The organism is Acidilobus aceticus (genome assembly GCF_055392325.1).
In genome coordinates this window covers 1,397,835-1,419,945 of sequence record NZ_AP042407.1, presented here as the reverse complement: position 1 = coordinate 1,419,945, position 22,111 = coordinate 1,397,835, and the positions used below count along the sequence as shown (strand labels likewise).

The 22,111-nt window shown below is 63.2% G+C and carries 18 protein-coding genes; 14 read left to right on the top strand and 4 right to left on the bottom strand.

What is annotated here, in order from left to right; genetic code table 11:
- The first annotated feature begins 33 nt into the window (after positions 1 to 33).
- The 3 genes from ACZ5OO_RS07410 (at position 34) to ACZ5OO_RS07400 (ending at position 2,208) form a co-directional block, all read left to right on the top strand.
- On the top strand, positions 34 to 513 hold the full coding sequence (locus ACZ5OO_RS07410) for a hypothetical protein (RefSeq protein ID WP_464078145.1): 480 nt from the start codon (positions 34 to 36) through the stop codon (positions 511 to 513).
- Positions 514 to 547: 34 nt separating this feature from the next.
- Entirely contained in the window at positions 548 to 1,201 is a 654-nt protein-coding gene (locus ACZ5OO_RS07405; RefSeq protein WP_464078144.1) for a hypothetical protein, read from the top strand.
- Positions 1,202 to 1,290: 89 nt separating this feature from the next.
- Positions 1,291 to 2,208, top strand: a complete 918-nt coding sequence (locus ACZ5OO_RS07400) for a hypothetical protein (RefSeq protein WP_464078143.1) — start codon at positions 1,291 to 1,293, stop codon at positions 2,206 to 2,208.
- Here ACZ5OO_RS07400 and ACZ5OO_RS07395 read toward each other — a convergent pair.
- Positions 2,205 to 3,554, bottom strand: a complete 1,350-nt coding sequence (locus ACZ5OO_RS07395) for a RuvB-like helicase (RefSeq protein ID WP_464078575.1) — start codon at positions 3,552 to 3,554, stop codon at positions 2,205 to 2,207. The genes ACZ5OO_RS07400 and ACZ5OO_RS07395 overlap by 4 nt on opposite strands.
- A 79-nt stretch (positions 3,555 to 3,633) precedes the next feature.
- Positions 3,634 to 4,461, bottom strand: coding sequence for a DMT family transporter (locus tag ACZ5OO_RS07390; protein WP_464078142.1), 828 nt, complete (start codon positions 4,459 to 4,461; stop codon positions 3,634 to 3,636).
- Between the two features lie 62 nt (positions 4,462 to 4,523).
- Between ACZ5OO_RS07390 and ACZ5OO_RS07385 the strand changes: the two genes are divergently transcribed.
- Positions 4,524 to 5,150 (top strand): hypothetical protein, encoded by a 627-nt coding sequence (locus ACZ5OO_RS07385; RefSeq protein WP_013266540.1) that lies wholly within the window; start codon positions 4,524 to 4,526, stop codon positions 5,148 to 5,150.
- On the opposite strand, the gene ACZ5OO_RS07380 is transcribed toward ACZ5OO_RS07385, so the two are convergent.
- Positions 5,147 to 5,539: an Sjogren's syndrome/scleroderma autoantigen 1 family protein gene (locus tag ACZ5OO_RS07380; RefSeq protein ID WP_420805107.1), complete on the bottom strand. Its 393-nt coding sequence runs from the start codon at positions 5,537 to 5,539 to the stop codon at positions 5,147 to 5,149. The genes ACZ5OO_RS07385 and ACZ5OO_RS07380 overlap by 4 nt on opposite strands.
- Positions 5,540 to 5,724: 185 nt before the next feature.
- Between ACZ5OO_RS07380 and ACZ5OO_RS07375 the strand changes: the two genes are divergently transcribed.
- On the top strand, positions 5,725 to 6,819 hold the full coding sequence (locus ACZ5OO_RS07375; RefSeq protein WP_464078141.1) for a thioredoxin family protein: 1,095 nt from the start codon (positions 5,725 to 5,727) through the stop codon (positions 6,817 to 6,819).
- Positions 6,820 to 6,873: 54 nt separating this feature from the next.
- Positions 6,874 to 8,001, top strand: a complete 1,128-nt coding sequence (locus tag ACZ5OO_RS07370; RefSeq protein WP_464078574.1) for a tRNA sulfurtransferase — start codon at positions 6,874 to 6,876, stop codon at positions 7,999 to 8,001.
- Here ACZ5OO_RS07370 and ACZ5OO_RS07365 read toward each other — a convergent pair.
- Entirely contained in the window at positions 7,976 to 9,700 is a 1,725-nt protein-coding gene (locus ACZ5OO_RS07365; protein WP_464078140.1) for a chloride channel protein, read from the bottom strand. The genes ACZ5OO_RS07370 and ACZ5OO_RS07365 overlap by 26 nt on opposite strands.
- A 109-nt stretch (positions 9,701 to 9,809) precedes the next feature.
- Here ACZ5OO_RS07365 and ACZ5OO_RS07360 point away from each other — a divergent pair, with 109 nt between their 5' ends.
- The 8 genes from ACZ5OO_RS07360 to ACZ5OO_RS07325 all read left to right on the top strand — a co-directional run bounded on the left by ACZ5OO_RS07360 (position 9,810) and on the right by ACZ5OO_RS07325 (position 22,109).
- Positions 9,810 to 10,982, top strand: a complete 1,173-nt coding sequence (locus tag ACZ5OO_RS07360; RefSeq protein ID WP_464078139.1) for a pyridoxal phosphate-dependent aminotransferase — start codon at positions 9,810 to 9,812, stop codon at positions 10,980 to 10,982.
- A gap of 35 nt (positions 10,983 to 11,017) precedes the next feature.
- The gene (locus ACZ5OO_RS07355) at positions 11,018 to 12,475 is read left to right on the top strand and encodes a complex I 51 kDa subunit family protein (RefSeq protein ID WP_464078138.1); all 1,458 of its coding nucleotides are present in this window, start codon (positions 11,018 to 11,020) and stop codon (positions 12,473 to 12,475) included.
- Between the two features lie 5 nt (positions 12,476 to 12,480).
- Positions 12,481 to 14,637 carry a 2Fe-2S iron-sulfur cluster-binding protein gene (locus ACZ5OO_RS07350; protein WP_464078137.1) on the top strand — a complete coding sequence of 719 codons (2,157 nt, stop codon included), beginning with the start codon at positions 12,481 to 12,483 and terminating at the stop codon, positions 14,635 to 14,637.
- A gap of 49 nt (positions 14,638 to 14,686) precedes the next feature.
- Entirely contained in the window at positions 14,687 to 15,106 is a 420-nt protein-coding gene (locus tag ACZ5OO_RS07345) for a hypothetical protein (RefSeq protein WP_464078136.1), read from the top strand.
- Positions 15,107 to 15,275: 169 nt separating this feature from the next.
- On the top strand, positions 15,276 to 16,688 hold the full coding sequence (locus tag ACZ5OO_RS07340; RefSeq protein ID WP_464078135.1) for an APC family permease: 1,413 nt from the start codon (positions 15,276 to 15,278) through the stop codon (positions 16,686 to 16,688).
- Positions 16,689 to 16,785: 97 nt separating this feature from the next.
- On the top strand, positions 16,786 to 18,687 hold the full coding sequence (iorA, locus tag ACZ5OO_RS07335; RefSeq protein WP_464078134.1) for an indolepyruvate ferredoxin oxidoreductase subunit alpha: 1,902 nt from the start codon (positions 16,786 to 16,788) through the stop codon (positions 18,685 to 18,687).
- The gene (locus ACZ5OO_RS07330; protein WP_464078133.1) at positions 18,678 to 19,283 is read left to right on the top strand and encodes an indolepyruvate oxidoreductase subunit beta; all 606 of its coding nucleotides are present in this window, start codon (positions 18,678 to 18,680) and stop codon (positions 19,281 to 19,283) included. Before iorA ends, ACZ5OO_RS07330 begins: the two co-directional genes overlap by 10 nt.
- Before the next feature lie 51 nt (positions 19,284 to 19,334).
- The gene (locus tag ACZ5OO_RS07325; protein WP_464078132.1) at positions 19,335 to 22,109 is read left to right on the top strand and encodes a GH116 family glycosyl hydrolase; all 2,775 of its coding nucleotides are present in this window, start codon (positions 19,335 to 19,337) and stop codon (positions 22,107 to 22,109) included.
- Positions 22,110 to 22,111: the final 2 nt, after the last annotated feature.

Here is a 22,111-nt window from a genome sequence, read left to right as displayed (position 1 = left end):
TGGTTAATAGCTTCCGGGCCCACGTATTTATAGGTGACAGGGACGCTCAGGCAGCCCCCGAGGATAAAGGTGCTTGAGGCCGCAGGGGCCATAGCGGACGGCAGGGTGCAGCTGCTCAACACCGTGAGCCCCGACGTCCTTGAGGCCGTTGTGACCAGCAGCGAGGGCGACAGGAGGTACCACGTCAAGGTAGTTAAGGAGGGGGACCACTTCAGGGCGTACAGCGACGACAACGGCACTAAGCTGAGGGGCTACGTGGGCTACCCCATAATATCAGTCCTCATGCTCGCCGGCGTGATAAAGAGGGACCCTGAGGTGGAGCAGGCCCTGAAGGGCATAGACTGGAGGAGGCTTAACGAGACATACAAGAAGTACGCGGTGGTTGAGGACCTGGTGCTTAAGCAGGCCGAGGCCAGGGTGCCCAGGGAGAGGGTTGAGGCCTACAGGGACTCGGTTATGAGGGCGCTGAGGGGGCTCAGGATAGAGTTTGACGGGAGGCTGGCTAACGCTTAAAAAAGACTTGAGGCTTGAGCGTCTGGGGTAGGGGTTGATAGACCCTGGAGTGGCCCTGGCCGCCCTCGGCATAACCCTGCTCGAGCTCTCCGAGGCAGCAGCGGTTGGGGTTGCAGTCTACGCCGAGCTCAGGAGCGCGCTGGCGTCCTTCGGCGCCATGGTTGCCGGCGAGGCCCTGGTGCTGGTGCCCACGTTCGTGGCGGGCAAGGTCATAGAGGAGGTGCCCGTGACCTACGTCCGCCTGTTCTCAGCAACCCTCCTCCTGTACTTCGGCCTCCGGCTGGCCAGGAGCACGAGGAGGACCGTGCTGAGGTCGAGGAAGGGGGCCACGACATCCGTGGCCTCGGAGCTCTCGGAGGGCAGGGGGCTGGCCGCCACCGCCTTCAGCGTGGGCGCCACGGAGGCCCTCGAGGCGGCCATTGTTATACTTGCACTGCTGCCGGAGAGCTACGCCTCCGCCGCCCTCGGCTTCGCCGTGGGCGTGGCCCTGGTTGCGGTGCTCGCCTACTTCCTGAAGCAGAACATACTCAGGATAAGGGTGGCCCTCCTCAAGAACTTCGTCTCAGCCATGCTCCTCACCTTCTCAGCCTTCTGGTACGCCGAGGCCTTCTACTCGCCCAGCGACCTCCTGCTCATACCGATATTCGCTGTTGCCTTCCTGGCGGTCTACGCCTACGCCAACAGCTGACCCCGCCCTGAGGGCGAGGCCCGCGGCCAGCGAGGGCTGAACGCTTCACATAAAATCCCTGGAGGCCAAGTGTTAGACAGGCAGCGCGTTTGAAGGCGTCCCCAGAGGACTGCGCCGAGGAGCTTGAGGGGATATACCTCACTTCAAGGGTCTACAGGGCAAGCGTCGAGCTGAGGGAGGCCCCGAGCCCTGAGGTGACAGGCGGCGAGGTCTCCCTGCTTGTCAAGAGCGTCCACGAGCCGAGCATAGACGAGGTGCCCCTGCTCAACGCCCTCCTGGACTCCTTTGACTTCGCTGAGATCTACGAGTACGAGCGGGTTGCAGAGGTGCCGGAGGGCGACAGGACTGAGCACATGGTGAAGTTCATACTTGAAGCGCTCTCGAGGAACAGGGGGCTCATAATAGTGGCCCCGGACCTCATGAGCGTCTCCCTGGCCGGCAGGCTGCCCGACGAGGTGGCAGACGAGCTTGACAGCGCCGGGGTCGCAGACGTGAGCGTCACTGCCGAGAACACCCTCTACCTGCCCCTGCCAGACGTGGTCGAGGACTCCCCGGTGGAGATAGTGGCCAAGGCCAACAGCAGGAGCAGCTACGAGAGGGTCTCGTGGCTTATGGAGGAGGCCAGGAGGAGGGGGCTGAACGTCAGGGGGCCCACGTTCATGCCTGACAACAGGTCCGTGATGGAATATGTCACCTCGACGGGCTCCAGGGGGTACGCCTACAGGGTCCCCGTGACCAAGCTTGCCGCCATGCTGGTGGCCTTCGACAGGTGCTCCGAGCAGGGGCTCGTCGAGGAGGTCAGGAGGGCCGAGACGAGCACGCACACCGTGTACGCGCTAAGGGTGCCCGAGGAGTACTCAAGGAGGCTCCTGGGGGCGCTGAGCGAGCTGCAGAGAAGGTACTCAGGGGCGCCGCTGCTGAGGCCGTCCCCAAAACTTCAGCCCCTGCTCGAGAGGGGCCTCAGGGAGTCCATGGCTGAGCTCATGAGGAGGCTCGGCGCGTTTTAGTGTAACAGCAGGTCCTTGTACTTCTCTACGTACTCTATGCTCGTCTTCAGGTCAGCGAAGAGCTTCGACACCTGCTCCACGTCGGACGCCTCGACCCTGCTCGACCCCCTCCTCTCGGCCGCGAGCTTGGCCGGCTGCAGGAGCTGGACCGCGTACCTAAGGCTCCTCTCCGCCCCTATCTTGGTGAGCGCGCTGAGCGCGTCGTCGCTCAGCTCAACTTCCTCCTCCTCGGCCCTGACCCTTATTATCTCCCTTATCTCGTCCTCGCTGTATGGCTTTGTAGTTATTATCAGCAGCCTGTCCAGCAGGTCCCTCGGCATGCCGTGGGGCGACACCTCGTCGGTGCCCCTTACTGTTGTCATGCCCCTGTTGGTGGCCAGCACTATTATTGGGGCGAACTCGCTCTCCATGGCCTTCGTCAGGAAGCTGAAGGCCTCTATGTCGAGCATGTGGGCGTCATCTATGAACATTATCCCAGGCACGAGCTCCGCCTTGCCCTCGTCCCTCAGCTTCTTCACAAGCTCGTCAGTCCTGGACCTGACCTCGTCGCTTATTGCGGACTCCTCCCTCAGGAAGCCGAATATAGTGAAGGCCGCCCTCTGGGCCGCTATCGAGGCGTCTATGTCGTGAAGCGTGAGGGTCCTGACTATCTCCCTCCTGGACCTGACCCTGCCGCTCGGTATCTCAACGTTCTCAGTGACGTCTATGTCATAGCTAACTGCGGCCTTCTCCTTGACCCTGCCGAGCCTCCTGACCTCGCCCGTGTTGACGTCTATCATTATCACGTCCCCCTTCCTTATGCCGAGCTCCTGGAACTGCTGCGCGACCTCTGGGCCCACGGTGAAGGTGCCCGAGTCGTCCCTGGTCTCGAGGGTCACCTTGGCGCCCCCGAGGACGGGGTAGGGGTAGAACGGCGAGGTCCTCTTGAGGTACTTGAGGTCTGTGACTACTCCCGTGACCACCTCCCTCTCGTCCCTCATCCTGACGCCCACGGCCCTGCGCATGGCCTGCATCAGGAACTCCGTCTTGTTCTCGGCCGCCAGGACCTCGGAGCCGTTTATCGCCACGAACGGGGTGTCCTCGCCCAGCTCCCTGGCCATGGCGACGGCTATCGCTGTCTTGCCGGTGCCGCTCGGGCCTACGATCAGCACCCCCTTGCCGCCCAGCCTGCCCTGCTTCACCATCTCAACGACGAGGCCCGCCGCCTCCCTGGCCTCCGTCTGGCCTATCATGCCGTCAGCTACCCTGAGCGCCTTGCCGTTCTTGTCAAGCCCGAGCCCCCTTATGTGGCTGTGAACTGATGACCACTTGGGCTGCCTCACGGGCGTTATCTGTATTTCGGACATGTCGCACACCGTCTCCATGGTTGTCCAAGGGGCCTTTAAGCTTTAGTAAGGGCTGGCGCGATTCCAGTGCATGAGGCCTTCAGCGGAGGGCAACGTAGGCGCCGAGGACCATTATTCCAAGGCCGAGGGCCTGGAGCGGGTCCGGGGGCTCCCCCATGACGGCCTGGATCCCGGCGGCTGCGGCGGGCACCAGGTAGCTCAGCAGGGTGACCCTGGAGACGCTCATCCTCTCAAGCAGCCTGCTCCAGGAGAGGAACTGCAGCGCCCCTCCCATGGTGGAGGCCCAGGCGAGGCTCGCGATGAGGGTCAGGTTAAACCTGACAGGGGAGGGGTCGACGGCCACGAAGGGGAGCATCATGACCGTGCCGAGCAGGAACATGGAGAGGTTAACCGAGCTCATGTCAACGCCCTTGCCCATCTTAGCTATCTTCCTGTAGAGCACCGTGTAGCCGGCCCAGAGGACGGTGTTAAATAGCGTCAGGCCAACGCCGAGCGCCGTGTTCCTGCCCCTTATGGACTCGACTGCGTAAAGGGACACCCCCACCGCGCCTATGGCGGTGCCGGCGGCCCCCCACTTGTCAAGCCGCTCTCCAAGCGCGAGGAAGCCCATTATTATTGCCACGAACGGCATGAAGTAGCTCAGGCTCGCTGAGGTCGCTGGGAGGACCAGCATGAGTCCCCAGGCCCAGACCACGGAGCTCGCGGCCGCCAGCGCCGCCAGGAGGGCCACGTACCTGTTGAGCGTTAGCGACCTGGTCAGCGCCAGCAGCACGGCAGCCGACAGGACGAACCTGAGCACTGTGTACTCGAGCGGCTGGGCGTAGGCCAGGCCTGCCTTGACGAAGAAGTAAAGCAGGGCTGAGCCGACGACGTAGAGTCCCAGCCAGCCCGCCGACGCCCTGTCCAAGCCTTACCCTAACAGCGCTGGGCCTTCTCACACATTTAAAGTGGTCGCTTTACAGTTAAGCCGTGGGCGTCGTGAGGAAGGCCTCCCTGGGCTTCATGGTAGAGGCGGCCCGGGCCTTAATAGCGGGGTGCAGGGAGAGGGGGCTGAGGTGCAGGGACCCGCCCCTGGCCACGTCACGGCTCCTCTCCAGAATTGGGCTTAACCAGTACCAGGCCAGGGCCTTCTGGAGCGACGCCAGGGAGGCCTCGGGCCGCGAGTACGTCATTTACAGGTACCGGGGGGCCTCCTTCTCGCTGGGCCTGAGCGTCGTTGAGTCCGAGCTGCTCCACATAGACGGCTGGCTGCCCGCCGACTACTTCGACTGCAGGCTCATGGGCGACGCGTGCTCCAGGTCCCCCAGGGGCAAGGCGCTCTACGCCTACGTGTCAGGCTTCATAGCAGGCGGCAGGCTGAGGGTCAACTCTGTTAACCTGCTGAGGATCCTCGACATGACGGTCCCTGGCCTTGTTGACGAGCTCCTCGACGGCGTGAGCGACGTAATATGGGGCAGGGGGCACGAGAGGCTGGTGAACGCAGTCCTGAAGGCCACGGGGCTGGACAGCATAAGGATAGTCCTCCCGGCGACGCCCGAGGACGTGGAGGACCTGCTCAGCCTCTCGCCGCTCCTGGCGAGGCTGCTTAAGGGCTAGGCCTCCTCCTCTTCCTCCTCTTCCTCCTTGCCCCTCTGCCTCGGCGGCTGGGGCGGCTGCGGCTGGGCCTGCCTTGAGGTCGACGAGAGCCTCTCGAGCCTGAGGCGCAGCACCCTCTCCGCCTGCTCCATTATGCCCAGCAGGTCGCCGGCCTCGCCTATGTCCCCCTTGTCCATCAGCTCCCTGAGCTTAAGGCTTGCAAAGTACTCCAGTCGCTTTATGGTCTCGTCTATCTCCACCTCTCGAGCCTCCTCGTCGCTGCTCACTATGTAGACCTTGCCGTGGAGCGGGCAGACGACGTCGCCGCTCTTAAGCCTGAAGAGGGGGAGGCCGCATATGGGGCAGGTCTGCTCCAGCATGACCCCGCCCTGCGCCATGAGCTGCGTCATTATCTTGATTACCTTAGGGTCCTTCCTGGCGTCGTACTTGTTTCCCTCCTCACCCATACTCTTTCCCCGACAGCTGTGTCCCCTGAAGTTAAAACGCTAAGCATACTTACGAGCAAAGCTGATCTGCCTGGGAGGCCAAACCGAGGGAGGCGGTAGCCCTGCCAGGCCACAGGATGGAGCTGCCCATGAGGTCATCCAACCTGGGCGTCAGGTGGAAGTACGCTGTGGTGGCAGGCCTGATAGTCGCTGCCTTAGTGCTCGCCCTGAGGCTGGCCCCGGCGACCGCGAGGCGCCAGTCCATGATAACAGTGACCACGGAGCAGCAGCTGGCCTCGGCGCTGAACACGAGCAGGCCGGTGCTCCTCATATTTAGGGCCACCGACTGCGTCTACTGTCACGTACTGGACCCCTACGCTGAGCAGTACGCCCAGGCCCACCCAGGCGTTGAGATGGTCAACGTTGAGCTTAACCTGCTCTACTCCAACGACCCAGGCCTCGTCGAGAGGCTGGTCTCATATTATGACATACAGGGGACCCCCACGGAGCTGGTGATATACCACGGCATGGTCTACGGCTACCACGTGGGCATATGGCCCCCTCCCACGGCTGACCAGCTGCCCTACATAGAGCAGTTCGTCAACAGCTCCCTCAGCGGCAGGCCAATAGCCCCGGCCCTCAGCGTCGGCCCAGCGCCGGCCGCCGCGGGCAGTCCAACCTCAGACCTGAAGTACGTGAGCCCCGCGGCAGCCCTTGGCGTGGGGGCCCTTGCTGCTGTGAGCCCGTGCAGCATACCCATGCTGGCGCTTTACTCCGCCTCCTCGAGGAGGAGGGCCCTGTCCAGGATGGCCCTTGAGCTGGCCCTCATGACCCTCGGCGTCGCCGCCTTCGGGGCCCTGCTGGCCAAGGTGTACTCCCTGTCGCCCCTCATAGAGTCCTCGCTGGAGGGCTTCGCCGCGGGCTTCTCCGCCTTCCTGGGCTACGAGCTGCTGAGGGGCAGGGTTGTCATGCTGGGCGGCCCAGCGGCCGCCTTTGCGCCCCTTGCCGGCCTAGAGTGCTCCCTCCCCTTCTTCGTGGCGGCCATCTCAGCTGTGGCCGCGGCGGGCCTAACGACGGCCATCATGAGCTCCATAGCTTTTGGCGCCGGGTACTCGGCCGTATACGTCGGCCTCTCGGGGGCCGTGGGCAGGGCCATGTCGCTGAGCAGGAGGTACGGCACGGTGGCCGGGCTGACGCTGGTGCTCATAGGGGTCCTGCTGTTCGTCTACGTCGTAGTGGTCTGAGCAGTGCTTTTTGGCCTCCCCTTAAGCCCTAGTCGCGGTGGTCCCTTGACAACAGTGGTAGCAACCCTGGCGGGGGAGCTCGGCATAAAGGGGAGGCCCACGAGGGCCCACATGGTCAACGAGCTCATAAGGAACGTCTCAGCCACGGTAAGGCTCAGGTCGTGGAGGGCCTACGGGGGCACGCTGGTGCTGGAGGTTGACGGCGACCTGTCGGCCCTCTCGAGGGTCTTCGGCATAGCTCACTACTCCGCGGCCACCCCGGTCAAGTACGAGGACCTCCAGGACCTGACCAGGAAGGCCTCGGCCCTTGTAGTGGAGGACGTCAGGGGCAGGAGGTTTGCCGTGAGGGCCAGGAGGGCAGGCGGCGAGGACAGGTTCACCAGCACGGACGTCAACAGGGAGCTTGGGGCTGCCCTGCTGCAGGCCTCAGCCGGGGTTGACCTTGAGAGCCCGGAGGTGACGGTGTACGTTGACATAGTCGAGAGGGGCCTGGCGTACGTGCACACTGGCCTAGCCGAGGGCGCCAGAGGGCTTCCTGTCGGCGTCGCGGGCAGGACCGTGGCCCTGGTCTCAGGGGGCATAGACTCCCCGGTGGCAACGTGGATGATCATGAAGAGGGGCGTCGTGCCGCTGGTGCTTAACCTGTCCATAGGAGGGGAGGAGCACAGGAGGGCCGTGCTTGAGGAGGTCAGAGCGCTTAGGGCCTGGTCGGGACGCCACGACATAAAGGTGTTCTTCGTAGACGGCATCCCGGTCATGAAGGGGCTCGCCGAGGTCAGGAGGGAGCTGAGGGTGGTCACCCTCAAGAGGGTCCTCTACAGGCTTGCCGAGGCGCTGGCCATCCGCGAGGGGGCGCACTCCATAACCACTGGCGAGTCCCTCTCCCAGGTCTCCTCGCAGACCATGTGGAACCTGGAGGCAGAGGAGCACGGCATAGAGCTGCCGGTGCTGAGGCCCCTCATAGCCATGGACAAGGACGAGATAGCTGAGGTCGCGAGGAGGATAGGCACCTACAGCGTATCAGCTAAGGTGCCGGAGTACTGCGCGATAGCCCAGGCCTCGACCACGAGGGCCAGGGTCGAGGACGTCATCAAGGCGGAGCAGGCTATGAACCTCGACTACAGGGAGCTCGTAAAGAGCGCTGAAGTGGTAAAGGTCAGCCCTGAGGGCCAGAGTACCTAGAGGCCTCCCTCTCGTATGCCCTGACCACGTCGTCAAGGGTCACTATGCCCATGAACTTGCCGTTGTCCTCAACTATAGCGTACCTTGAGTTAGTCCTTGACATCATGTTTATGGCCTCCTCAAGGCTTGAGTCCGGCCTCACGTGCCCCGGCTCGGGCCTCATGTACTTCATAGCCGGCTCCTCGGGCCTCCCCTGCCTCAGGTCAACAGAGTTAACTATGCCGAGCACCCTGCCCAGCGGGTCCACCACGGGCAGCGACAGGAGGCCCGCTGACGTGATGACCTGGAGGGCCTCGGAGACCCTGGCGTCCTGCCTCACGTAGAGCTGCCTCGGGGGCACCTCGGCCACCCTGACCTTCCTCAGCACGGGTATTGCGTACTCGCCGGCGTGGACCGGCGACCTGGCCCTGCTCTCGACCTGCTCCCTCAGCAGGGTCGGCCCCCTGAACACTATCATTGCCACTGCCAGCGCTATCATCTCGCCCGGCAGCAGCGCCAGGCTGCCCGACATCTCAACCGTCATAAGCATTGAGCTCACTGGGGCCGAGCTGGCCGCCCCAAAGGTCGACAGCATGCCAACTACAACGAAGGGGCCGACCTCCCTGAAGAGGCTGGGCGAGGCGAAGTGAAGGGCCTCCCCGAACGCCAGGCCGGTGAAGGCGCCTATGTCAAGCCCTGGGGCGAAGACGCCGCCCTTGGCCCCGCTCCCGAGGGTAAGCGATGTGGCGAGGACCTTTGAGAGGGGCAGGAGCAGCAGGGCAAGTGCAAGGGGCAGCAGGGTCACCACCTGGCCGCCCCCCATGAGCGACCTGACCCAGCTGAGCCCCTCGCCCATGTCCTCAGGGAACAGTATGACCAGGAGGCCGACCAGCGCGCCTCCCAGGGCTGCCCTGACGAAGGGGTTCGCCAGCGACCTGAACAGCCTTGAGAAGTAGTTGAGTGACCTGACGTAGAGCATTGCCATGCTCCCCGTTATCAGGCCCAGGACGGCGAAGAGGGGGAGATAAAGTGGGTTGAAGGGGCAGCTGCGCAGCCCGAGTATTGGGGAGAAGCCCGTGACGGAGCCGTATATTACGTACGCTATGCTTGACGCTATGAGCGACGGGTATATGACCTCAGGCTCCATGTCCCTCCTGTAGAGCAGCTCTGCGGAGAGTATGGCGCCTGCGAAGGGGGACTTGAAGACGGTTCCTATGCCAGCCCCGAGGCCTATGGCCACCGCCCTCCTCCTGTCCTCTGCGCTCATGTTCATTATCCTGGAGAGCCACTGCGATATTACAGCCCCGGCGTGCGACGCTGGCCCTTCTCTCCCGGCGCTGCCCCCGAGGCCTATGGTTATCGCCGACGAGATGATCGCCGCCGGGGCCTCCTCAAGCCTCATCCTGGCGTTCCTGTGGTAGGCCTTCACCGCAGGGTCGCTGCCCACCTCAGGCGTCCTCATTGCAAGTGCAACGAAGAGCGAGAGCGGGAAGGCGGCCGCGAGCACCAGGGGCATCAGGAGGAGCCACGGGAGGGAGGCGTAGTACTGGTGGAGCGTCATGCCCCTCTCGTTGACATGGAGCACGTCTAGCAGGACAAGCCTGCCGAGGGCGTAGACCTCGAGGTAGTAGAGGGCCAACGCCATTAGGCCCACTGAGATCCCTATAACTATGCCAGCTATGAACCACCTCTCGTAGTAGGGCAGCTCTGATAACCTCAACGTCGGCCCCGCGGTGGACCTGGAACGGGGGTATAAAAGTGAGGCCGAAGGGGCTAAGGCCAAGGGTAACGATAAAAGTTTGGGGGACACGGGGGCCTCGGAGACCGGCATGCCCAGGAGGCTCAGCTCCAGGCTGTCCTCGCTGGCCGCGTCGCCAATGAAGATAATAGACTCGCTTCTGGGCCCGGCAGGTGCTGACGTCATAAGGCTCCACGCTGGGGAGCCGAGCCTGCCCCCTCCCCTTGAGCTCGTGGACTCCCTCGTTGACGACCTGAGGAGGCCGGAGAGCTACGCCTACGCGCCTACCAGGGGCCTGCCGGAGCTGAGGGAGGCCGTCGCCGAAGAGCTGAAGCGCGACGGCACTTCTGTCAGCTTCGACGAGGTAGCCATAACCCCCAGCGGGACCTCAGCCATATTCTCAGCCATGTCCGTGCTCCTGGACCCCGGGGACGAGGTCATACTGGTGGACCCGACGTTCATGATATACAGGCCCGTCATAGAGTACCTGGGCGGCAGGGTGAGGTGGGTCAGGGCGAGCCCCGAGAGGGGCTTCCAGCCTGACCCGGATGCAGTGGCCGCAGCCATAAACGACAGGACTAAGGCGATAGTCCTCGTTGACCCTGACAACCCAACTGGCAGGCTCCTTGACCCCGACATAGGCAGGGCGATAGCTGAGCTGGCCCAGGACAGGGGGGTCTACCTAATGGTTGACGAGGCCTACAGGAGGATAGTCTACGAGGGCTCCTACAGGAGCGTCCAGCCGTACGCGCCTGACAGCGTGATAGGCCTGGGCACCTTCTCCAAGGACCCCGGCGTCCCCGGCCTGAGGCTCGGCTACATCTACGGCCCCAAGGACTTCATAGACGCATACGCCTCCTTCAATGGGCACGCCTTCTTCGGGGCTTCAAACATGTCACAGCTCTACGTCCTGCGTTACCTGAGGTGGGAGGGGAGGGAGAAGTTCATAGAGTCCGTGGTCGCTGAGTACAGGAGAAGGAGGGACGCTGCAGTAAAGGCTATGAGGAAGTACGTGCCCTCGGCGAGGTTCACGGAGCCCCGGGCCTCCATGTACCTCTACGCCGACCTCTCGCCGCTGGTCAACGATGCTGAGTCCTTCGCCTCAAGGCTGGCCTCAAAGTACAGGGTCACGGTGATGCCCGGGACCGCCTTCGGGCCGGCCAACAGGACCTTCATAAGGGTCACCTTCGTCAGCCAGCCGCCGGAGAGGCTCGAGGAAGGCATAAGGAGGATTGGGGAGGCCCTGGGGGAGGCGGGGCAGTAGGAATTTATCTATCTTAGGATACTTAAGGCAATAGGGTGCCTCTGACGATTAGGATTAACCTTCCAAAGCAGGAGGTGAACACGTTCTACTCGTTCCCTGACTTCGCGCCGCCCGAGGAGCACTGCAGGGGGCTGGCGTGCTACGCAGCCAGGTCCCTTGACCCTGAGGCCTGGAAGAAGGCTGTGGCGCAGCAGCCGCCTACCTACTGCCTCGGCAAGTGCTACGCCGGGCCCTCAAGCACGCTGACCGGCGGCGCCCCTCACGTCGAGGTCAGGTCCAGGAAGGCCATAGTGCTCAGGCACATAGTGGACGGGCCAGTCAAGTCCCTCAGGGACTACCTGGCCAGGGGAGGCATGAGGGGCCTGGGGAGGGCCCTCTCCATGCCCCAGGCCGAGGTGGTAGAGGAGGTCAAGAGGTCCCAGCTCAGGGGCAGGGGAGGTGCATACTTCCCAACGGGCCTCAAGTGGGAGTCAGCCATGAGGCAGGCGGCGCCCGCAAAGTACGTCGTCGTCAACGGGGACGAGGGGGACGCGGGGGCCTACGTGGACAGGTTCCTCATGGAGTGGGACCCATACCTCGTTATTGAGGGGGCCCTCATAGCTGCCTATGCAATAGGCGCAGGCAAGGTTTACTTCTACATAAGGAGGGAGTACCCGGGCGCTGTGGCTGCGGTGAGGAGGGCAGTAGAGGAGCTGCGGGAGGCAGGCTACATAGGAAGCAAGGCCAGCAGGGGGCCTAACGTTGAACTTGAGGTCCACGTTGGCAGGGGCTCCTACGTGGTGGGCGAGGAGACTGCTATGATAAACGCCATAATGGGCAGGAGGCCCGAGCCCACCCCGAGGCCCCCCTACCCAACCGAGAGGGGGCTCTTCGGCATGCCGACAGTTGTTAACAACGTGGAGACTCTCTCAAGCGTCCCCTGGATAGTTGAGAACGGAGGCGAGGCCTACGCGGAGCTGGGCTTCAGCAGGAGCAGGGGGACCAAGGTGCTGAGCCTCAGCTCAACGTTCTCGAGGCCTGGCCTCTACGAGGTCGAGTTCGGGGTCAGCCTCAGGGAGGTTGTCTACGACATGGGAGGGGGAGTGAGGTTCGGGAAGCTGAAGGGGGTGATGATCGGAGGCCCCCTGGCCTCCCTCATACCCCCTGAGGAGCTTGACGTGAAGCTCGGCGTGGAGGAGCTGAGGGCCATAGGGGCCAGCCTGGGCCACGGCAACGTCATAGCTTTCAGCGACGACACAAGCGTCGCTGACATGCTACATGAGGTCCTGCTGTTTGCCTCCTTCGAGTCGTGCGGCAAGTGCTTCCCGTGCAGGCTCGGCACGGCCAAGCTGGAGAGGATGTTCAGCAAGGGCTACCTGACCGAGGAGGAGGCCAGGGAGGCGATGAGCATAGCTAACACCATGGCTGTGGCCAGCCTGTGCGGCCACGGACAGGCCGCCGGGCAGGCGGTGGCGGTCACGCTTAAGAAGTTCTGGAAGGAGATAGTGAGGTGATCAAAGTGCCTGTTAAAGTGATAATCGACGGAAGGGAGGTCGTGCTGGAGAAGCCCACCACCATACTCAACGCCGCCAGGAGGGCGGGCATAGACATACCCTCGCTCTGCTACGACGAGAGGCTCTCGCCCTACGGCAGCTGCAGGCTGTGCCTCGTGGAGGTCAAGGGCAGGGGGCTCGTGACCGCCTGCACGACGTACGTGCAGGACGGCATGGAGGTCTCAACGGAGACCCCTGAGGTGGTCGAGCACAGGAAGGTCATACTTGGCATGCTCGCGGAGAGGCACCCGAGGGACGCCAGGGGCAGGCTGGCGGAGCTCTTCAAGAGGTACGGCGTCGAGCCTGGCGGCGAGGAGAGGCCTGAACTCGTTGACGACAGCCACCCGCTCCTCCGCTTCGACTTCAGCAGGTGCGTCCTCTGCTACAGCTGCGTCAGGGTGTGCGACGAGTACATAGGGAGGCTCATATGGAGGGCCATGTACAGAGGACAGCAGACCGTGGTCATCCCGGAGACGGGCAAGTTTGGCACCAGCTCGTGCATAAGCTGCAGGGCGTGCGTCGACGTCTGCCCCAGCGGGGCCATAGTGGACAAGGTGATGTCCTCGTCCGTGCCGGACCGGTGGGGCGAGACCGCGTGCTCCATGTGCTCGCTCTCGTGCCCTGTCAGGGTCGGCCTCTCGGGCTCCAGGCCCGTCTACGTTGATGGGGACAGGGGCCAGCTCCCCTTCTCCGCGGAGTGCCTCAAGGGCAAGTACCACTGGGAGGACCTGGTCTACGTGCCCGAGAGGCCCGAGGGGCCCAGGGTCAGGTCCAACGGCCTGTGGTCAAAGGCTGGCTGGGACGACGCCCTGAAGGCCGTGGCCCAGGGCCTCAGGGAGGCCGTGAGGGATGGAGGGCCAAGCTCGGTGGGCGTCATAGTGTCCTCCAGGCTGACTGCCGAGGCCTACTACCTGTCCCAGCTTCTGGCAAGGGCGGGCCTCGGGACCAACAACGTCGACACGGCGTCGACCCTCCTCCCGTCAACCGGGGAGTTAACACCAATCGGAGGCCCCCTGCCAACGGTGCCCTTCACCGCGGTCCAGGACGCCGACGTGATAGTTACCATAGGCCAGGTTGAGGAGTACCACCCGGCCCTGGCCTCAGCGATAAGGAGGCAGTCGCTCCAGGGGTACTCGAGGCTGGTGGTCATATCAACTAAGGACGACAAGCTGTCGCGCTTCGCCGACGTCTTCGTAGAGTCTGGTCAGGAGCACATGCAGGCCGCCGTAAGGGCCGTGGAGGCCTCGCTCGCCGAGGGAGGAAGGGTTGACGTGGCCGGGGCCTCAAAGTACCTCCCTGGCGCAGCGTCGCTGGCGTTGAGCCTCAGGTCGCTGGGAGGCTCGAGGGCCTCGAGGCAGGCTGGCGTCGACGAGGGGGCCGTGAGGGCCGCGGCTGAAACCATAGCCTCGGCCGGGAGGCTGGTCATAGTCTCAGAGCTTGACGGCACGCCAGGGGTCGCCTCAGAGTCGCTCAGCCTGGCAGCCCTTTCAGGTGCCCTGAGCAGGGAGGGCTCGGGCCTCCTGCCGCTGCTCTCGTACTTCGACAACTACGAGGCCGTGGCCTTCGGCGTGAGCCCCTCAAGGCTGCCTGGAGGCCTAAGGCTCGACGAGGCCAGGGGGCTGGAGGGGGCCTGGAAGGCCAGCGTGCCAGGGGAGCCGGGCATGAGCTCCGCTGAGATGATAGAGGCCGCCAGGGACGGGAGGCTCAGGGCCCTGGTCATCATAGGCTACGACCTGGCCTCGCCATCGCCCATGAGGGAGTCGATACTTGAGGCCATGTCGAGGGTCCCGCTGGTCGTCTCCATATCGCCCGCGGCCGGGGTCGGCGTGAGCTACGCCTCAAAGTTCCACCTGCCCCTGGCCTCGCACGTCGAGGAGGAGGGGGTCTACGTCTCAGCTGACGGCAGGCTGACGCTGGCCAGGGGCAACGTGGTAATTAATAACGCCATGAGGGGCTGGGAGGTCGCCTCAAGGCTCCTGGAGGCCCTCGGCTACCAGAGGAGGTACTCGTCCTCCAGGGACGCCTGGGACGAGCTGAGGTCCCTGGTGAAGGCGCCGCTGCCCGACTACGACTCCATGGCCAGGGGGCCGGCCAAGGTCGACCTGAGGCGCATGGCGGCGTAAGCGCCCTCAGTTAAAAACCTGCGACGCCTACCATGACTGGGCACTGCGGTTGGGCAGCTGGGAAGAGGACGAGTGTTACGAGTTCAGGAGGGAGCTCGACGAGCTCTTCGAGAGGGTGTACAGGGACGTAAAGGCGGGCAGGTACGACTTCCTCAGGAACGCCATAGACATAGACGTGGTCAAGAGCATATACGTGGACAGACCCCACGAGATCATAGTTATACCTGACATGGGCAAGCTCAACAGGAGGGCCGAGGTGCTCATATACGTGGACCCCATGTCCCTGGCGGTCACGGGCACCAAGGGCGAGTGCAAGTACAACAGGGTGGCTGACCACAACAGGGTGAGCTTCTACAACAGCCTCCTCGAGTACCTGGACTACCTCTCGCAGAGGCCCGAGCTCCAGGTCAAGGGGGTCGGGCAGAGGACCAGGTCGGTGATGTCGATAGCCCTGGACAGGGTGAACTGACCTCTAACGTGTAAAGCTTTGGAATTCTGTAAGGAAAAGATAACACACGTTCTAGCAGAAACGGCCAGATTAACATGATATTATTTAGGGCATTACATTGTTTTAACTTACTCGGAACCTGCGAACATTTTATAGTTGGCTCCACGGGGTGAGCCTCTAGGGAACTTACATGTCATCGGGCAAGGGGCTCCTGAGGAACGCCATAGGATACAACGAGCTCCTGGGCCAGGCAATAGCCATGATAGCGCCCCTGGGCGCCGTCGCCGCAACCCTCACGGGCGCCGCCCAGTACGCCCTCGGCTCGCTCCCGCTGGCATATATAATAGGTATATTCGGGGTCCTGGCATGGGTTAACGTGCCCTACCAGTTCTCAAGGAAGATAGGCAGCGCCGGCGGCTTCTACGAGTTCGTCTCCCAGGGCTTCGGGCGCAGGCTTGGCACGTTCACGGGCTACCTATACCTCTTCTCCTACTTCAACACCATAACAAATGCCGTGCTGTTCGTGGGCGGGGTCTTCCTGCCCTCCATGCTCAGCGACTTCTTCGGGGTAAGCCTGCCTTGGTGGTCCTGGATACCCATAACGCTGGCCTTCCTGGCCCTCATAACGCTGCCCGCGTACCTCGGCATAAGGCCCTCCACCAAGTACAGCCTCTACACGTCAATTATCGAGATAACCCTCCTGATAGTGTTCTCGGCCGTGCTGCTCGCCAAGTTCTCCAGCAGGCTAAGCCTGGCCCCGTTCACGCCCGGGCCGGCCCATGGCTGGGCCCCGGTCTTCGAGGGCATGATACTTGCCATCTTCTCCATGTCAGGCTCCTCGGCCGCCGTCTACATAGCTGAGGAGACCAGGGACCCGCTTAAGAACGTCAAGAAGGCGGTGCTGGTGAGCTTCCTCATAACTGGCGTCGTCTTCGTGCTGACGTCCTACGCCATGGTGATAGCCTGGGGCCTCAACGACATGAATACCTTCGCCTCCTCTGGCGTGCCGGGCCTCATACTGGCCAAGGATGACATCGGGATATGGTTCCTGGTCCTGCTCCTGGCCTTCATGCTCAACAGCCTGGTGGCCGGCTCCCTGGCGCCCCTTAACTCAAGCTCCAGGCTCCTCTACGCCCTGGCGAGGGACGGCGCCGCCCCGGCTTGTCTTGCTGAAGTGCACCCCAAGCGGAGGACGCCGCACAAGGGCATACTGCTGCTCTCCGGCCTCTCGGCGGCTGTCATTCTTGCGGCTGGGCTCGTAATGGGCCCCTTCAACGGCTTCCTGTTCCTGATAAACGCCTCCGCCATAGCGCTCTTCGTCGGCCACATGCTTGGCGACGTTGCCCTGCCGTTCTTCTACAGGAGGCTCGGCGAGTTTAACGTGGTGTACCACATAATAGCCCCCGTGGTGTCCTTCGTGATACTGCTCTTTGGAGTCTACTTCAGCTTCTACCCGCCGGCGTACCCAATAAACGTCGCGGCCATAGTCACCGGCCTCTTCGCCATAGCAGTTGCCGCCATGATAGCCACCGGTACCATAAAGGCCTCGCCCCCTGCCATGCCTGCCATAAGGGCCCCCGTGAGGGGCTCCCAGGAGGGCTGACCCTTGGCCTGCGATGTTAAAGGCGTAGGATCAAAAACTTTTTTGCTAATACACAACTAATTAATTTCCAGCCGCCATAGCTACCTGGGACCCGCTATTGTATCGCATACTGGGTAGGGCTGGGAGTACAGCCCTGCTGATGGGCAACGAGGCGGTGGCCAGGGGCTTCCTAGAGGCTGGCGGCGGCTTCGCCGCAGGTTACCCTGGCACGCCGTCAACTGAAGTAATAGAGTCGCTGGCCGAGGTGGCCAAGGAGGCAGGCATCTACGTCGAGTGGAGCTCCAACGAGAAGGTCGCCGTTGAGGCCGCATATGGCGCCTCCCTCGCGGGAGTGAGGAGCATAGCGACAATGAAGCACGTTGGCCTCAACGTTGCCGCGGACGCCCTCATGAGCATAGCCTACACCGGGGTCAGGGGCGGCATGCTGGTCTTCGTGGCAGGGGACCCGAGCATGTGGAGCAGCCAGAACGAGCAGGACGACAGGTACTACGGCCTCATATCATATGTGCCCGTGCTGACGCCCAGCGACCCGCAGGAGGCCAAGGACCTCACTGTGCTCGGCCTCGACCTCAGCGAGAAGTTCTCGCACCCGTTCATGATGGTCAGCACCACCAGGGTGTCCCACACGAGGGGACCGGTGGTCCTGGGCCCGCTGAGGCCCCCCAGGACCGCAGGCAAGTTCGAGAGGGCCAGGGGCCTCACGCTGGTGCCAGCGGTGGCAAGGGAGCAGAGGGAGAAGCTCATATCCAAGTGGGAGGACATAAGGAAGACCTTCACTGGCCTCGGCCAGTTCAACAGGGTCGAGGGGGACGGCGACGTTGCAATAGTCACTGACGGCGTCGCCTACGGCTTCGTTAAGGAGTCCCTGTCCGAGCTCGGCCCAGAGGCCGACAAGGTTAAGGTAGTCAAGATAGCCACGCCGCTGCCCTTCCCCAGGTCGTTCGTGATTGACGCAGTATCCAACGTCAAAAGGATTCTGGTAATTGAGGAGCTTGAGCCCGTGGTGGAGGGCCAGCTAAAGCAGGCCCTCGAGGAGGAGAGGCTGACGCCCGAGGTCCACGGCAAGGACCTCGTGGGCCTGGCCGGGGAGCTGACGCTTGACCGCGTCAGGAGGGCTGTGAGGTCCTTCCTCGGCCTGCCCGTGGAGGAGCCGAGGCTCTACAAGGTAGACCTCCAGATACCCCCCAGGCCTCCCGCCTTCTGCCCGGGGTGCCCGCACAGGGCGACCTTCTACGCCCTGAGGAGGGCCGTCAACAGGCTGAGGCTCAAGGCAATATACAGCGGCGACATAGGCTGCTACAGCCTGGGCCTCTACGAGCCCTTCAGGGAGCAGGACATAATTATTGAGATGGGAGGGAGCGTCGGCGCCGCCAACGGCCTGGCCCACGCCGCCCAGGACCAGGTGCCCATAGCGATAATCGGCGACTCCACCTTCTTCCACGCCGGGATACCCGGGCTGATAAACGCCATGTACAACAGGGCCCCCATGCTCCTGCTGGTGCTCGACAACAGGACCACCGCCATGACCGGCGAGCAGCCCGACCCAGGGTCAGGGGTCACAGCCATGGGGGACGAGGCGCCGGTCATAAGCATAGAGGGCATAGCTAGGGGCATAGGCATAGAGAAGGTCGTGACCTTCGACCCATTCGACATAAATGGGGCCACGAACGCGATGGCCGAGGCGCTGGAGTACGTGGTCAAAGAGAGGAGGCCCGCGGTTGCAGTGGCCAGGAGGGCCTGCGCCCTTGACGCCCTGAGGAGGGCCAGGAAGGCCAAGGTTCAGGTGCCCCTCTACCAGGTCGAGGACGACAAGTGCACGGCCTGCGGCATATGCTACAACGCCTTCTCGTGCCCGGCCATATTCGTCAAGGACGACAGGAGGGCCTGGATAGACCCGAGCCTGTGCACCGGCTGCGGGGTCTGCGCTGAGATATGCCCGTACAAGGCCATAGTTAAGGTCGTCCAGGAGGGCAAGGGGTGGGAGGAGGCATGGATGTGAGCCGCAGGAGGATAAACATAGTCATGACGGGGGTCGGAGGACAGGGGCTCATAACGGCCGCCAGGATCCTCGGCGAGGCGGCCGTGGAGGGCGGCTGCAAGGCGCTGGTCGCCGAGACCCACGGGCTGAGCCAGAGGGGAGGGGCCGTGGAGGTCCACGTGAGGCTTGGCGACGTCTACTCCTCCCTCGTGCCCAGGGGGGAGGCGGACGTGGTGCTGTCGTTTGAGATGATAGAGGCCGTCAGGGGGGTGCCCTACCTAAGGCAGGGCGGAGTGCTGCTGACGGCCGACACGCTAATGATGCCGCCCACGCCTGGCCTCAGGCCGCTGAAGAGGCAGCAGATAGAGGCCGCCCTCAAGGGGGCCGGAGTGAGGTACGTGGTGATACCGGCGAGGGAGGTGGCGGAGAAGGTCGGGAGCTACCTGGCAGAGAACATGGTAATGCTTGGCGCGCTAGTGGGCACCGGGGCCCTGGACGGCTTCGTTGAGCCGGAGAGGATAAGGGCCAAGGTGCAGGAGCTCCCCATGGCTGACAAGAACCTGGCGGCGTTTGAGGAGGGCATCAGGCTGGGCTCCCAGGCGAGGCTCAGGCCTTAATTAAGCTGTCAGCTTTTATATTTCCCGTCACCTTTCCTTATGGTGTTACATTTGCGCATATCATATTATGACACCTCCCTGGCAGGCGTCCCCATGGGAGGCCTCGGCACGGGCTCCTTTGAGATAGGGCCTGACGGCAGGTTCAGGGAGTGGCTGATATTCAACAACAGGCCCTGGGCAGGCTACGGCCAGCCCCAGTGGTTCATGACTCCCGACGACCTCGTGTTCTTCCTGAGGATTGAGCCCGAGGGCCAGGAGCCCATCCTAAGGGGCCTGTTCACCGGGCTCTGGTACGGCTCGGCGGAGGACTACACCTACAGGGGCTGCGGCCCGTGGGTCGTAGCTGAGCCGTACCACCTGCCCTGGGCCAAGGGAGTTGAGGGCGTGGAGATGGACGTCAGGTATCCAAGGGTGACGCTGAGCTACAGGGACTCGCTGCTGGACGAGCTAGGCGTCGAGGTCAGCCTTGACGCCTACTCGCCCCTGCTCCCGGGAGACCTGAAGGCGTCGTCAACGCCGGCAGTCATACTTAGGTTCAGGGTCACCAACAGGGGGACGTCCAGGGTTAAGGTATCACTAATGGCCGTGGCCAGGAACCCTGCCAGGTCAGCCGGGGGCAGGCCGTCAAGCGAGGTGAGGGAGGGGCCGGACTGGACAGCGATGATAATGAGCGCCTGCTGCGTCGACGAGAGGCACCCCATGGCAAGGGGGGCCCTGGCGGCCGCCTCGCTGGGCCAGCCGTCCTCAGGCGCTGTGGGGTCCGTTGACTCCTCCAACAGGCCGCAGCTCGTTAACTTCCTGAGGAGGCTCCTGGTTGACTTCAGGGGCGACGGGACTCTGACGGGACCCTCAAGCATGACGTCAGACCTAGACGTCTACTCAGCCGTAGCCACAAGGCCTATAGAGCTGACGCCTGGGTCCTCGGAGGAGCTCTACTGGGCCATAGCATGGCACTTCCCCAACCACGTAGACGCCTCGGGCCAGAGGGTGGGGCACTACTACGAGAACTTCTTCGGCAACGTGGAGCAGGTGATCTCTTACATCTTTGAGAACAAGCACGAGCTGACGGCCAGGCTGGAGGCCTTCTCAAGCGCTATGTACGACGCGTCATATGACAACTGGGTCATAGACCTGGTCACCGCCCAGCTGACGAGCATCCCGAAGCTCTCCTGGCTCACGAGGGACGGCCACTTCGGCCTGTGGGAGGGGGGACCGGGGTGCTGCGGGATCAACACGGTTGACGTGGTCCTCTGGGCCTTCGCCGGGGTCATCAACATGTACCCTGACCTGGTAAAGGCCGCAGTTAAGGACGTCGCCAGGCACATACTCAGGCCTGACAAGCACTACTACTACGAGCTCTTCGCCCTCGGCTTCCATGAGAACATGAGCCTCTACAGGGAGATGCTGAGGAAGGACCCATCGATACAGAACGACCCAGCTAAGTTCTCTGAGGCCATAGCTGAGGTCGTGAGGAGGACCAGCAAGGACCCGACGGGCAGGGTGCCCCACTCGTTCAGGGCGTCCTTTAACCTGATAGACAGCTACGACAGGAACGACCTCATGCCCGAGTTCCTGCTCATAGCCCTCCTGCCATATTACGCCACGGGCGACAGGGAGTACCTCAGGTCGCTCTGGAACGACGTGCTGACAGTCATAGATGGGACCAGGAGGCAGCACGACAGCAGGGGCACGGGGCTCATAGAGCACTACATGCCCTCAGACTACGAGGGCCTCTCAAGGGTGGCCCAGGACGCGGCGGAGAAGGGCCTCGTGCCGGGCTTCTACGGCGGCAACGTGGTCAAGCTGCTGTTCTCAGGCCCCGAGTTCGTCATGAACTCTGTGAACACGTTTGACACGTTCAGCCTCCTCGGCGTGGCCTCCTTCACCGGGGACCTGTGGGCTGCCTCCCTAAGGGCAGCAGCCGAGGCGGCCTCAAGGGAGGGGCTGGGGAGGGCCGAGGAGCTGAGGCAGCTTTCACTAAGGGCCTACGAGAGCATGGTGAAGCTGCTTTGGAACGGCAGCTACTTCGACGACTGGTACGACCCCGAGAGCGGCCTGAGGGACAGGGCTATACTCTCGGCGCAGCTCACTGGGGAGTGGTACCTGCAGGTGCTCGGCCTTGGCGACGGCGTTGACAGCGAGAAGGTGAGGTCGGCGCTCAGGGAGGTCTACAGGGCCAACTTCAGGAGGTGGGAGGGGCTCCTCAACGGCACCTACCCGGGCACCCCAAGGCCATCGATGGTAGGTGACGTAGAGGAGCCTAACGGCACCAAGATACTGAACAGGGTGTCGTCGCAGGCCGACACGCCGTGGACCGGGGTGGAGTTCGGCGTCGCCTCCCAGATGCTCTACGAGGGCATGGTCAAGGAGGCCATGGAGGTCCTCAGGTCGATCCACGACAGGTACCGCTCCTGGGGGCTCTACTTCAACCACCTTGAGTGCGACGGCCACTACTCCAGGCCGCTGGCGGCCCTCGCAATACCTAACTCTATAGCCGGCGCAACCTATGACGGCGTCCGCGGTGAGCTTGCAGTAGCGCCGAGGCTCGGAGGCCCCAGCTTCAGGGGGCCAGTGATGGTAGCTGGTAACCTGCTCAGCGTCAGCTACAGGAGGGAGGGCTGCAGCGGCTCGATAACGCTGAAAGCCGTTGAGGGTCCAGGCCTCAGGCTCTCGTCGCTAAGGCTTGACTTCAAGGGCTGCAGGGCGTCAGTGAAGTACAACGGCTCAGAGGTCCCGCTGAGCTACGTGAAGGACGGCCAGCTGGGGCTCTCGAGGGAGCTAACGCTGAGGCCGGGGGACCTGCTTGAGGTCAGCCTCGGCCAGTGAAG